The sequence below is a fragment of the Nocardia sp. CNY236 genome (assembly GCF_000482385.1).
GTDB lineage: Bacteria > Actinomycetota > Actinomycetes > Mycobacteriales > Mycobacteriaceae > Nocardia.
Window position 1 is genome coordinate 1 of sequence record NZ_AXVD01000053.1, and the last position, 13029, is coordinate 13029.

Below are 13029 nucleotides of genomic sequence, written 5' to 3' on the forward strand. Positions count from 1 at the left end.
CCCAGGAGGAATCTTGTTCGTTTGGCTGAATGGCAGTTTCGGTGCCGGGAAAACGTCGATCGCGAACGAGCTGGTCGCGGCTGACCCGCGACACTGGCGGCTGTTCGATCCCGAGTTCGTCGGGTTCATGCTGCGCGCACAGTTCCCCGATACCGAAGCGAACGACTTCCAGGACCTTCCGTCGTGGCGACGGCTGGTCCCATTGGTCGCCCACGATATCGTCGCCGAAACCGGCCAGTGTTTGGTGATCGTGCAGACAGTGCTGAACCAGGAGTATTGGACCGAGATTGCTACCGGCATTACGGGACTGGGGCATTCGTTGCGTCATGTGCTGATCGACGCCAGCCCGGGAACTCTTCGGCAGCGGATCAGCGAAGACGAAGTCTTGCATCGCGCGGCGGCCTGGCGCTTGCAGCGCGTACCCACCTATATCGCCGCCCGCGACAGCTGGCTCGCGGATGCAGCCGATCTCGTAATCGACACCACTTCCATGAGCCCGCGGCGTGCGGCCGCTGAGCTCACCGAGGCCATCGGACGGTGGACCAGAAACGACACCCGGGAGAGTTCTGATGACGATCCGCAGTGACCTTTGCACTGACGATCCTGCAGCTGCCGGATCCGCGCTCGACACCGACTCATCCGCGACGGTTGCCCGGATCCGAAAAGACTGTCGAAACAACGGGTTCGCGTTGTTTACCGTGGAGGACCCCGTGGTGTCGGGTCGGTCGATCTTGGCCGAGACAGCCCGGCTACTCGACCTTGGCAGCACCTACGTGCCGGCGGTCTACGCCACTGCTGCGGACCGGTTCGGCTACGACGTCGACGGGTTCAACACCATCTCACCGACAGCTGCCTCGACTGGTCACCGGGCGTTCGGCACCTGTGTAGCCCAGGGGTTCCACACCGACGGCACCCTGGAACCGATCGGGCACGTGGAGACGTCGCTGTTGTGGTTCGACCGCGCCGCTCGAGCAGGCGGGCACACCACGATCTTCCGCGCGGTCGAGGCATTCGAGTACCTGCGGCACATCGACCCGGTCGGGGCGGCGGCACTGACGACCGATGACGCGCTCACGCGGGTGGCGAAGTCGTTCCAGCCGCCACCCAGAGCGTCCGGACCGGCGTTCGCCGAGTTGGCCGGGCGCGGCCTGCGTACGCGGTGGGCTGACGACGGCACCGAGATCTGGCAGCTGGCCGGGAGTCTTGGTGAGCAGCGTGCAGCCGCAGTTGTTCGACTGCGGGAGTTGTCACAACCGGGCGGTCGATATCGGCAGGACATCGCGGTCCCCTCGCGCACCGGACTTGTGCTGTGCAATGGGCGAATCGCGCACGGCCGGACCGCATTCGCCGCCGGAATCGGCGAGCGAGTACTGATCCGTGGCCTGTATACCCGGGAGGTGGCGTAATGGTGTCGGCGGCGACTCTGCTCGAGTGGCGCCGCACCACTGGCATGGAGTTCACGCAGGAGCAGTTCGCAGCACTGCTCGCTCCCAGCACTCCCGATGCGGTGGTGGCCTCTTTGCTGACGTTGCTGGCGACGAGCAGCCACAGCGACGCCGAGACGTCTGCGCTGACGCAGGCGTACGTGGCGTCTGGAAAGCGGGTGACGTGGCCGGATGCCACGCAGGTGGTCGACAAGCACAGTACGGGCTGTGTCGGTGACGACGTGAGTATCGTGCTCGCCCCACTGCTGGCTGCCACCGGTCTGCGGGTCGCGAAGATCACCGGATCGGCGTTGCGACACTGCGGCGGCACGCTCGACAAGCTGCGCTGCATCCCCGGGCTGCGGCTGGATCTGACGGTGGCGGAGTTCATTGGCTGCGTCGAGGCGGTCGGGTTCTGCATTGCGGGCCAATCCCCGCAGCTGGTACCTGCCGACCGGCGCACCTATGCGCTGCGTGAGCGCACCGGCACAGTCGAGGTGTCGGCGTTGATCGCGGCCAGCATCATGAGCAAGAAGCTCGCCACCGGCGCCGCGACGATCGCGCTGGAAGTCAAGTACGGACCGGGCGCGGTGGTGGCCACCGAAGCTGACGCCAACGAGTTGGTGCGGCTGATGCGCATGATCGGTGAATCAGCCGGCCGGCGGATGCTGATATCGACCTGCGACGCCTCGCAGCCACTCGCCCCCGCCGCCGGGCCGCTGCTCGAACTGCGCGAAGCCGTCGCCGTGTTGCGCGGGAACGGGTCGCCGGTGTTGCGCGAGCACATGACCGGGTTGGCCGAGCAGATCCTGTCCGCAGTCGCGGCACCGGATTCTGCGAAGCCGGCTCGCACGCGTATCGATGACGCGCTGAACTCCGGTGGCGCCTATGGGGTGTTCTGCCGCTACGTCGAACATCTCGGTGGGGATGTGGAGTGGCTGGACAAAAGTCTGGAGACCACCCGTGCTCCCGCTGTGCTCACATACCACTCACCTGTGACGGCGGTGTACATGGGAATTGATGCCCGCCCCGTTGGTGACGCCGCTCAGGCCCTCGCTGCCCTCGACTCGACCTACGGTGTGCGGATCGTGGTCGAACCCGGGCAACCGGTCTCAGCGGGGCAAGCTGTCTTCGAGGTCCACGCTCCCGATGCTGTTTCTGGCCAGGCGCATGTCGGTGTCCTCGGCCATCATTGCCACTTCCACGATTGAGGCCACCCGTGCATGCAACGAATTTCGACCCAGCCAGCGGTGTCGCTGTGGCTGCGACCGGACACCTGGCGGAGATCTCTGGCCGCACCGCCGCCACCGAACTGGTGAACCGGACGGCGATCAACCTGGTCCCCAGCGAGAATCGGATGAGCCCGGCCGCGCACGCGCTGTTGGGCAGCGACTACAGCAATCGCTACTGCTTCAACGAACGCCTGACCGCAGGGCAGTGGGAGTTCCGCGGCGGGGAAGCGATCGCCGAGTTGGAAAAAGCTGGACGAGAATCCTTTTCACGACTGCTGCACACGGCGCCCGAGTGGGTGAACCTGCGTCCGATCTCGGGGCTCAACGCGATGATGATCGCGGTGGCCGCTCTCGGCGGTGCACCGGGGTCGATGGTGGTGTCGATCTCCCAGACAAGCGGCGGCCACTATGCCACTGGCGCGTTGGTCAGCCGGTTCGGGCACCGGTGGCGACCGGTCGACGCAGTCGACGGTCGCATCGATCTGGGGCAGCTGGAGCAGGCACTGGCTACGGGAACGGTGGCACTGGTGTACGCCGACATGCAGAACTCCCGGCATGTGCTGGACGTCGGCGCGGTCGCGGAGTTGGTGGACCGCTATCCGCCGGCGCGGTTGCACATCGACTGCAGTCACACCCTCGGGCTGGTGCTCGGCAGTGCGCACCCCAACCCACTGGACTACGGGGCGGGATCGATCAGCAGTTCACTGCACAAGACATTCCCTGGCCCCCACCGCGGACTGCTGGCCACCCGCGACGAGACCACCCATGCCTTGCTCCGCGAGGCCCAATTCATGATGGTCAGCAGCCACCACTTCGCCACGGCCTTGGCCGCCGCGCGCACCGCGCTGGAGTTCGAAACCTACGGCAAGGGGTATGCAACCGCGGTGATCGCCAACGCACGGGTGCTGGCGGCCGCGCTGGTCGAGCGCGGGTTCGATGTTGCCGGTGCTGCCTCCGGATACACCGATACCCATCAGGTCTGGGTGCGCCTGCAAGACCCGTTCGGTGTGTCGGATCGGTTGGCACGCTGGGGCATCCGGGTGAACATCCAACGCGATCTGCCCGGATGCCCAGGGCCGATGTTCAGACTCGGCACCGCCGAGCCCACCTTGCTCGGCGCTACCGCGATTGACATGCGCGACCTTGCCGCGGTGATCGCGATGGCACGCGACGAGGACACCAGCCAGGCCGCCGCCCTTGTAGGCGAGTTGCGTGGACGAATCGGCCAGCGACCGTGGTGGTTGCTGGCCGCCGCACCGGAGGGGGCGTGGCTGTGACGACGGTGGTCGTGCTCGCGGCCGGGGCCGGGCGACGGTTTGGGGCGGTGTATCCAAAGGAACTGCATGTCTTGCGTCCTGGGGTAGCGGTAATCGACCCCCTCCTCGACGCGCTCGAGGCGCTCCCGCTGCCGGAGGCGAAAGTGGTAGTCGTCATTTCGGCTGCGAAACTCGCGCTAGCGCGTCATCTCGAACGCTCTCGCCGCGACACGGCATTCGTGCTGCTGCCGCACTCGGATGTGGAAACCGGATTGGGATCAGGGTTGCTGGCCGCCGCGCCGTGGTGCGATGACACCGTGCTGATCTGCCTGGGCGACCAGGTCTACGTGTCCGATCCGGTGGTGGCGCTCAGCGAGGCAACCACCCGTGTCGGCAACGGTGACCCGATCACGGTTGTCGCTGCCAGCACCCATGACCCGGACCGGTTGCGCCATGAGGGAGCCCTGACCGTCACCGACGACGTCGTCATCGCTGCAGCTGAAAAGCCTATACAGACAGACGGGTTCAATGCGTGCTGGTCGGCGCTGGCGATACGGAAGCCGATGCTTGCGCCGCTAGCGCACAGCCTCCGCGAAGCAGTCACCGAGTGTCTGATCGACGCGCCGGTGGTGTGGGGTCCAGACTTCCTGAATCTCAACGAGCCCGCCGATGTAGCAGAGGCCGCAAAAGCAGGTTACTTGCCATGATCACGCTGCTTTTCGACGCCGGGGCATACTCGCTCGGCCAGACCACCACCGGCGGAATCGGGTTGCGGGTCGCCGAACTCGCCGCCGCGATGGCCCGCCAGTTCACCGTCTACATCTACAGCCCCGCCACCGGTGATCAAGAGCCACTCGACGTTGCAGATGCTGAGCTGGTCACCGCCGGTGACGCCTGGCGGGGTCTGCTCACCGAGGCAGATGTGGTGTTCACCTTCGACATGCCCGACCCCAGTCATATCGAGCAGGCCCGCCGGGAGGGCACGCTGATCGTGTCGGAGAACGCGCCGCCGATCGAGCAACTCGAGTATCCGCGGTTTCGCCGCAACGGGGTCTTCGATACCTGTACCTATCAGCAGCTTGTCGACACCTACCGGTTCCAGCTGACCCACAGCGACCTGCTCATCGCCCGCTCCCGTGTCGAGTGCACCACACTGATCGCGAGCCTGGCCTCCTACGGTCTTCTGACCCCGCAGGATCTGAGCCGATCACGACAGCTCGAGCACCGCATCACGACGATCCCGATCGGTTACAGCACCACTACCGCGCACGCGGTGGCCTGCATGTCGGACACGATAGGGTCCGGCCACCGTGAGGTGCTGTGGACCGGTGGGTTGTGGACATTCATGAACCCGGTCGCGGCGGTACGCGCAATCGCGGTGGCCCGCGCCAGCGGCGTCGAGGTCGCGTTGCGGTTCCTGCATGCCGCACCTCACCCCGACACCGATGCAGTACGCGCCGAAGTCACCAGGGTCGCCGACGATCTCGGGATCTCCGAACACGTGGTGCTACACACCGATCCGCTGCGCCACGACGACTGCGACCGCTACCTGCGCCGCGCCGCAGGGCTGATCTGCCTGGCACGTCCCGGGATCGAGAACCAAACCTGTGTGCGGCTACGTGCCCGCGATTCACGCCTGTACGGGCTGTCGACGTTGGTCGATCCGTTCGGCGCGACCGCCACCGAACTGGGTGCCGACGGTCTGGCCGTCGCGGTGCACCCCGACGACACCGACGCGATCGCAGAGTATCTCACGGTGTTGGTCTCCGACCGACCATCGCGCCCGGTCGCCCCGGAGGTATGGGCCTACGAGCGCACGACAGAACCGCTCGTCACCCGATTGCGGCAAATACTGAATTGACGACACAGACAAAGGATTTCCTCATGCCGGCACGCTGGAACGGCTGGACCACCGCGAGTACTGCGGCCAACCCGAGCCATGACCTGCGCCACCATCAACTCGTCCGTGGCTCAGGCTGCGAAGTCTGGGACATCGCCGGCCACTGCCACCTCGACGGCGTCGCCGGTGCCGCCAACACCCCGTTCGGTCACGCACACCCGCGCATATCCGACGCGGTCGCGACACACCTACGGCAACTGACTCACGTCGATGAAACGCTGGCCGCGCAGCAGCCCGCCGAAGAACTCGTCGACACGCTCGCGGCCCTCACTGGCCTGCACGACGTCGTGTTCGTCAATTCCGGCTCCGAAGCGATCGAGGCCGCGATCCGCATCGCCATGGACTACTGGCGGCATCGAGGTCAACCCCAGCGTGACACCATCGTCGCCTTCGCCCGCGGCTACCATGGCTGCACTGCGCTGGCAGCCGGATTGTCCGACCTGCCGATCCTGCGCACCGAGTGGGCGCCCGCCCCCCGGATGCGACACGTGGAACTCACCCCCCACCATCGCCCTGACGAGCCCGGCGCAGCTGCGGCACTGGCCGGCGAATTCGCTGCGGCGATCACCGCCGCCGGGCCACAACGGGTGGCGGCGGTGATCGTGGAGCCGTTCCTCAACGTCGGTGGCGGAATCGTCTTGCCCGACGGGTTTCTCACCGAATTGCGGACAGTTGCAGATAGCTTCGACACCCTGATGATTGTGGACGAGGTGTTCACCGGATTCGGTCGCAGTGGCTACGCGGCGTTCGCGGTCAATGCGATGCCCAGCCCGCCCGATATTCTGGCCATCAGCAAGGGCATGACCAACGGCGTCGTCCCGATGGGCGCGACCTGCTTGCGCCACAGCATCCGCAACCAATTCGGCGACGCCGTGCTGCGCTACGGGCACACCACCTCCGGCCACGGCCTCGCCTGTGTGGCCGCGCTGGCCACCATTGACCTCTTGCGCACCGAAGGCCTCTCACAAGCCGCCGCCACCGCCGACTGGTTCGCCACCGACTTCCCGCAATGCCTGCGCACGTCGGGAATAGTCGAGTTGCGCACCTACGGGGTCGTCGGTGTCCTCGAATGCGACAGCGTCGAACGGGCACTGGCAATCGCTGCCGCCGCCCGCCAAGACAGAGAGTCAAGCCTGATCATCGGCTGCAAACAGAACGCGCTCATGCTGACACCCGCGCTCAACACCACACCACAGCAACTCCGCACAATGGCTGCGCATCTGAAGCGCGCGGTCGAGAACACGAGTTTGTACGCGTGACCCCGCATGCCGCCAGCCTACCGGCACTACCTCCCGCACCTGCACAAACAACCGACGACTTCGAGTACGTCCCGTGGTGGACCGCCACCACCATGAACAGCGTCCTGGACGGTATCGACACCGCCACGTGGTGTCTGCTGTGCGATCTGACCGCTGGCACCGCCGATATCTCCACAGACACCCCACGCGCCACGGCGGCCACCGTGGCGGCGGTCATGGAAGCACTCTGGAAGCGGCGACCGATCCGCCACACCACTGCCCCGAGCCACAGGCTCCTCCCCGAACGCTTCACCACCTTGACCTCCGCGGACCCTGACATCACCACCTGCGGCCGGGTAGCTGCCGCCTGGTGCATAGCACGGCTGGCCGCCTTCGCACGCCACCTTCGTCACACCAGCGGCGGGTGCCGCCACCACCAACTCGCCGACGTAGCCAGCACCGCACGGCAGATCCTCGCCTCCGATGACGGCAGCTGGCTCTACACTGCCTCGCTGGCTGCCCGCTACGAGTCCGACCGGCCTTTCGCTGCACCCGAATTCGCCGCTGCGATCACCACGATCGCCAACACCCTGCTAAGTGGGCGCGATACTATCGAGTTCGGTGCCGGGACCGGCGCCGTGACCCGTATCGCCGCACCACATACCCGCAGCCTCGTCGCCATCGAACCTGCAGCCGGGATGCGAGCGATCCTGCACCAGCGCACCAGCGACCTCGACCATGTACAGGTGCGTGGGGAGGACTGCATGAGTGTGGACCTGCCGGGTGCCTGCGCCGACGCCGTATTCGAGCACGCCGCACTCTGTTTCGTCGATGAGCCGCTATTCGCGGTTATCGAGGCCGAACGATTGCTACGCCCCGGCGGTACACTCATCCGAATCATCTCCACCACCGAGCCACCCGAACCGGTCACCACCTTCACCGCGGCTTTCCACACGCAGCTACGCCAACTGGGCTACGGACCAGGCCGGATCGTCAGCTCCGGCAACGATCCCCGCATCACTAAATGGCTCTCCGCCGCCGGCATCCCCACCCAAATAGACACTGTCGCCACCTGGACCAGCGAACAACCACTCCACCGCCACATCGCACCATTGCTCCACGGCAGCTACCCATACCTGGCTATCATCCCCGGCGACGACCGCCGCCGCGCCATCGACAGCGCCCTGACCTCGACCGACTTGGACCTAGACACCCTGATCCGCAGCACACACGAGGTGAAGACCGCGTCCTCACCTCTCGAGTTCTGACCCACATCAAGGGGCCCGCGGACAAGCCACTCAAACTCGGCGAGTCCGTTCACCTCTGGGACCACCAGCCAGATGACGGCTGATCGCTGTGCGCCCCATTGACATCGACCACTTTTCGATTGCCGCGGACACGATAGATGATGGCAGTGAGGACATCACCAGAGCTCCGGGGATATCAGGATCAACCGCTCGGAATCGGTATTCTATGCGAATTCCGTTGTGGCGCAGAATTTCCACGATCGCCCATGCCCAGAACGCATAGTTCTCCTCGCGGATGAGATCGCGTTTGCGGCCGTCGCCGAAGTGCACGTACAGGTGTTGGACGCTGTTGCCGCGGGCACGGCGCAGAGCCTGCCCGGCGACGGTGAACTGCTGTCCCGGCGTCGCCGCGCGAGCGGCGGCCAGTTGCTCGGTGGCCAGTACCCGGTCGCGTTCAACGGTGGCCGCCAGGATTCGAGTGCGCTGGTCGATCGCGGCTTGGCGGCGACGCTGCTGCTTCGGGGCGAACGCTTGTGGCACGCGATCAACACCAATCCGACCACACCGCCGGAGGCGAGTATCTGTTGCCGCGGCCACCAGATCCGCTGCTGCGGAAGCTGGATCTCCGCCAAATCCGACAGCGGCTGCAGACGCGCCGAGCGGTTCGGTACGAGCATTACGGGCCGGCTATCGCGCAGGGCCGCGCCACTGGCTTCCGGTCGATCACATTCTGGCACCGGGATCAGCCCGGCAGTCCGGTCGGGAAGGTCAACTATCTGATCTGCCACGAGTGCGGATCGGCTTCATCGGTAACCTCGGCGTGCAGAAGAACCGGTGGGGCCGCGGTATCGCCACCCGTGCCCTGGCCTTCCTCCGCGACCAGGTTCCTGGCTACGCCTGGCAGACCAGCCGCCACAAACCCACCACGAAGTCGTACTGGCTGCTGGTCGCCGAAACCAGCGGCGAGGACTACGCCGACACCACACCCGACCACACGTGTGAGCACATGGCACCGTTGTGGCGCGGCCCGGCAAACAACGACCAGAAACGAAGGAAGTGCCGCTAGCGGCTAATCGGACCACCGATTTCACCCCCCGCGTCCATCTCCCGTGGGGTTTCTCCTGGCGCGGCGTCGGGTACGCGCCGGGTGTTCGTGCGGCTAGCAGACCACGCGGTACCAAACCGCAGGTTTCAAATGCCCCGAAGCTTACGCACCAACGTTGGCACCCTTGTCCGCGAGGTCCGCGAGGTCATCGAATTCGCCTTCGTCCACGGCGCTCGAGAACGCCAACCATTCGGTTGGCGTGTAGTCCAAGTGGATGCCGTCGGCTGATTCGAGCGAGGCCGATCCGTCCGTATGCACGGTGATGGCGGGCTCTGAGAGAGCTTCGGAGCGGCCAGTCGCAACCTCAACAAACTCGCACCATTGGGCGACGGTGATGGAGATGATTGGCTGAACCTCGGGGTTATTGCGCGGGTTCCGTAAGTACTTGCTGTCCCGGATCAGGATCGTGGTGCCCTCGGCTTTGACCTCAACACAACTCCCCCCGCCTCCGTTGCTTCGGCGCGCCTTCCGCCAAGTGGCGGTGTCGGTGGTGGTCATCGTGCAAATCCTTTCAATGCTGAGGTGATGAGGTTCTTTGAATCCGACACGCTGAGTGCTTTCTTGTTGATGTCGAGCCAGACCTGCTCGTACGCGGTGAACTCGTCTGGCTTCTGCAAGTACATCGCGCCGGTGAGCGTATCGACGTAGGCAAGGGGCGGCTCGATGGGCTCACCGGCCGGATCGTCCGGGAAGGTGAGCAGCTGGAACGACGTACCTGCGGTCATGCCGCCGTGAACACCAGCCTCCCAGGGCAGAATCCGCACAGAGATGCTTGGCTTGTCGGCGAACTCAAGGATGTGCTGAAGCTGCCGGGTCATGAGTCCTGCGCCGCCCGCCGGCCGACGTAGAATCGATTCGTTGAGCACGGTCTCCAATCGAAGCGGCGTCTCTCTGGTGAGCACACTCTGACGCTCCATACGAACCTGCACTCGTTGCTCCCGTTGTCGGGGCGGGTTGAATCCGGCTGGCACGCTGTACAACAGCTCGGCGTATTCCTCGGTCTGGAGCAGCCCAGGGACCAGTTCAGATTCATAGATACGGATCTTGGTGGCGGAGTCTTCCATCATGACGAAAAGCCCGAACCACTGCGGCAGCTCTGTGTTGGTGTAGTCGTGCCACCACGACTTGGAGCGCCCGTTGCGGGTCTCCGCCGCGAGGGCGAGCAGGAGCCGCCGGTCGTCCTCGTCAGCCTCGTAGAGGTCGAGCAGCGCTTTGAGGTTCGGAGGGCTGTAGCGCACGGCTTCATTACCATCTTCCATCCGCACGATGGTCGATCGGCTGATGCCGAGCGCGGAGGCGACCTGATCTTGAGAGCGCTTGCCCCGCAGGGCGGTCAGGCGGCGGCCGATGTGCCGACGGATTAGCGCTGTGCCAAGGGTGTCCAGTGCCACGTCGAGCCCTCCGATCGCTCCGAATTTGTGTCATGCAAATTAAACAACGACACACCTTTCGCTCACAAGACTGTTCCGCGCCAGGCTGACACAGGTCTGGGCCAATTTCGTCCCGTCTACCATCAGACGAATATTGTTGACACAGACTGTTTTCGAGCATTGATCTATCGGTCTGAGTGTAGAACACTTGTGTTGTGGCCGGAATCACTCCGGTGCTCCACGAACAGGCGGGTGAGGCGATGGCTGTGATGATCGGACTGCGTGGGTTTTCTCTGGTGAGGACGTCGCATCGCCGCATAGGAGGGTGGTAGCGGTGGCTGTCGAAGTGATTCCCCTAGCGCGGATGTTCAGTGACGTGACGACCCATCAGGCTCTCTACGTCGGAGAGGAACAGTGGGAGCTGTCGTGCCTTCCGGGTCGCCAACTGACTTGCGATCAAGCGGCGTCCGCGCTCCGAGTAGCCGAAGCGGCTGCGGCTCTCCTCGTCTGGATGAAGCCGCGAGCGCAGGAACTGGGCCTGACCGAACGCGAACTCCTTGGGTGTGTGGCGGGGGAGTGTGATTGGCCTCGGCCGCCAACCCCCAGTACGTCACCCCTGAAGGGTCGATTCGGGCGGCGGTGGTCGAACAGCGGAGGTGCTGCGTGAATGTCAAGCCGCTGATTTATGGGTACCTGCGTGAGGACTTGGTGAGCCACGCGAACCAGGTAGAGGAATGGGACCGGCAGATACGCGAGTTCGCCAGTGCTGAGGGATTCGACATGGGGACCGTGTTCGCAGAGCCGCCGAATCGAATGTGGTCCGCGTTCGCCACGCTGATGATCGAACTGAAACGCTCCGAATGCCATGATGTTGCCGTTCCGGCGCTACCGCACATGCATCGGCCGGGTTCGGCGTCCCCGACTGCGATGGTGGAGCTCCTATTCGTTGAGGCCCACGCCGTGGTATGGGTCGCTGATCCGGCCGCGACCCGTATCGGAATGAACACCACTGAGCCGCCGACTCTTCGGCGGAATGGGGGATGACGAGGAGATGCGATTCGGGGAATCAGGATTGACGCTGATTGATGTCATAGACGAGCTTGGAGGGCACCGGGAGGTCTGCCGCAGAGTCGGCCAGGTCGCGGCCGCCGGTGAGGTCACTCGCGCTGCAGTGATTGCTGCCGAGTTGCTCCTTGCCGTCCCGGTCCGCCGGATCGGCACGGCCGCAGCATCTGCGGTGACAGCCGCCCGTCGGAGGCGCTGATGTTCGGCGATAAGGGCAGATCAGCCGCCTTGGTGATCGACACCGCGAGCACCGGCGGCCCCCTCGGGCTACCTCAGCCACCTCGTCCTGGGCAACGGCCCGCTAACGCCAACTAGCCGTTCAACTACCCTCTGAAGAGACCCCTCGCTTCGCTAGGCTCGATCATGCACTTGGCTGGCAGGCAGGCACCTCGGACATGATTCTCCGCGGCCGCGTTCCTGGCCATGGTGCGGCTGCGGCCGCTCGCCAGAGGCTTCGGCTGGTCGTCACCGGCCAGCCGAAGCGGGGTGACTCGCCGCGTCTTTGTCTGACCAGGGGAATAGCTGATGCCCGGGCGGAGGACCTGACGATGCACCATACACACGATCGGCGCAGCGAGCCCGTGCGGCAGCTGCCTGTCCCCGACCCGGACAAGATCGAATGGGTGGAAGGCGGACCGTGGGGCATCTCCCGTCACCGCGACCGCAACGAACGTATCTACCGGATGTCTCGTCGCCGCAGCGCCGCCGAGATCGCTGTGCTCGAGGAGTTGAGCGAGCAGCAGATCACCACAATCATCCGGCAAGGCGAAGACTACTACGCGCTGCACCCCGAGGCGCCTCTGTGACATCCCGGCGCTGGACGCGCCCGCTACTGTGAGCCACCTAGTTCTAAAACTGACGGAGGTTGTTGACACTGTGGGCTCCTGATACGAAGGAGTCCCGTGCCCGAACGTGTATGGAGTGAGAAGGATCTGGTCCGGCGTGCGAACCGGCGCCTAGCGGTGCTTCGGCATGCCGAGGAGGTCAGCGGCAACGTGGCCGCGACCTGCCGCTACTACGGCATCAGCCGCAACATCTGCTACCGATGGAAGCGCCGCTACGAGGACGAAGGGCTCGACGGGCTCGAGGATCGCTCCAGCGCTCCGCTGCACTGCCCGACCGTCACAGAACCCGAGGTGGTCACCAAGATCATCCACTTGCGCCAGCACTACCACTTCGGTCCGATGAAGAT

The 13029-nt window shown here is 65.0% G+C and carries 14 protein-coding genes; 11 read left to right on the forward strand and 3 right to left on the reverse strand.

All coding sequences use genetic code 11. The features are described from left to right. The 8 genes from K940_RS29630 to K940_RS31085 form a co-directional block, all read left to right on the forward strand. Window positions 1-586 (forward strand): AAA family ATPase (locus K940_RS29630; protein ID WP_231390463.1); only part of this gene is annotated, 586 nt, incomplete at its 5' end. Continuing rightward, on the forward strand, window positions 570-1406 hold the full coding sequence (locus K940_RS0120720; protein ID WP_028479051.1) for a TauD/TfdA family dioxygenase: 837 nt from the start codon (window positions 570-572) through the stop codon (window positions 1404-1406). The genes K940_RS29630 and K940_RS0120720, both read left to right, overlap by 17 nt. Beyond that, window positions 1406-2635 carry a thymidine phosphorylase gene (locus K940_RS29635; RefSeq protein ID WP_051407418.1) on the forward strand — a complete coding sequence of 410 codons (1230 nt, stop codon included), beginning with the start codon at window positions 1406-1408 and terminating at the stop codon, window positions 2633-2635. Before K940_RS0120720 ends, K940_RS29635 begins: the two co-directional genes overlap by 1 nt. A gap of 8 nt (window positions 2636-2643) precedes the next feature. After that, window positions 2644-3933 carry an aminotransferase class I/II-fold pyridoxal phosphate-dependent enzyme gene (locus K940_RS29640; RefSeq protein WP_051407419.1) on the forward strand — a complete coding sequence of 430 codons (1290 nt, stop codon included), beginning with the start codon at window positions 2644-2646 and terminating at the stop codon, window positions 3931-3933. Further along, complete coding sequence (locus K940_RS0120735) at window positions 3924-4619, forward strand: NTP transferase domain-containing protein (RefSeq protein ID WP_196812322.1); 696 nt, start codon at window positions 3924-3926, stop codon at window positions 4617-4619. Before K940_RS29640 ends, K940_RS0120735 begins: the two co-directional genes overlap by 10 nt. Then, window positions 4616-5773: a hypothetical protein gene (locus K940_RS32590; RefSeq protein WP_028479053.1), complete on the forward strand. Its 1158-nt coding sequence runs from the start codon at window positions 4616-4618 to the stop codon at window positions 5771-5773. The genes K940_RS0120735 and K940_RS32590 overlap by 4 nt, the downstream gene beginning before the upstream one ends. A 23-nt stretch (window positions 5774-5796) precedes the next feature. Then, entirely contained in the window at window positions 5797-7071 is a 1275-nt protein-coding gene (locus K940_RS29645) for an aminotransferase class III-fold pyridoxal phosphate-dependent enzyme (RefSeq protein ID WP_051407420.1), read from the forward strand. Next, entirely contained in the window at window positions 7068-8318 is a 1251-nt protein-coding gene (locus tag K940_RS31085) for a class I SAM-dependent methyltransferase (RefSeq protein WP_028479054.1), read from the forward strand. Before K940_RS29645 ends, K940_RS31085 begins: the two co-directional genes overlap by 4 nt. Window positions 8319-8348: 30 nt before the next feature. Here the strand turns inward: K940_RS31085 and K940_RS0120755 are convergent, their stop codons facing one another. Then, entirely contained in the window at window positions 8349-8837 is a 489-nt protein-coding gene (locus tag K940_RS0120755) for a hypothetical protein (protein ID WP_028479055.1), read from the reverse strand. Between the two features lie 250 nt (window positions 8838-9087). Here K940_RS0120755 and K940_RS0120760 point away from each other — a divergent pair, with 250 nt between their 5' ends. Beyond that, window positions 9088-9363, forward strand: coding sequence for a hypothetical protein (locus tag K940_RS0120760; protein ID WP_028479056.1), 276 nt, complete (start codon window positions 9088-9090; stop codon window positions 9361-9363). Between the two features lie 141 nt (window positions 9364-9504). Here K940_RS0120760 and K940_RS0120765 read toward each other — a convergent pair whose 3' ends face one another. Together K940_RS0120765 and K940_RS0120770 are read right to left on the reverse strand one after the other, a co-directional pair. Further along, window positions 9505-9900, reverse strand: coding sequence for a DUF397 domain-containing protein (locus K940_RS0120765; protein ID WP_028479057.1), 396 nt, complete (start codon window positions 9898-9900; stop codon window positions 9505-9507). Continuing rightward, window positions 9897-10793: a helix-turn-helix transcriptional regulator gene (locus tag K940_RS0120770; RefSeq protein WP_028479058.1), complete on the reverse strand. Its 897-nt coding sequence runs from the start codon at window positions 10791-10793 to the stop codon at window positions 9897-9899. The genes K940_RS0120765 and K940_RS0120770 overlap by 4 nt, the downstream gene beginning before the upstream one ends. A 1592-nt stretch (window positions 10794-12385) precedes the next feature. On the opposite strand from K940_RS0120770, the gene K940_RS32595 reads away from it, so the two are divergent. After that, window positions 12386-12643: a hypothetical protein gene (locus tag K940_RS32595; RefSeq protein WP_155981032.1), complete on the forward strand. Its 258-nt coding sequence runs from the start codon at window positions 12386-12388 to the stop codon at window positions 12641-12643. A 96-nt stretch (window positions 12644-12739) separates the two neighbouring features. Beyond that, the coding region (locus tag K940_RS0120790; protein ID WP_028479061.1) for a leucine zipper domain-containing protein at window positions 12740-13029 on the forward strand (290 nt) is incomplete at its 3' end.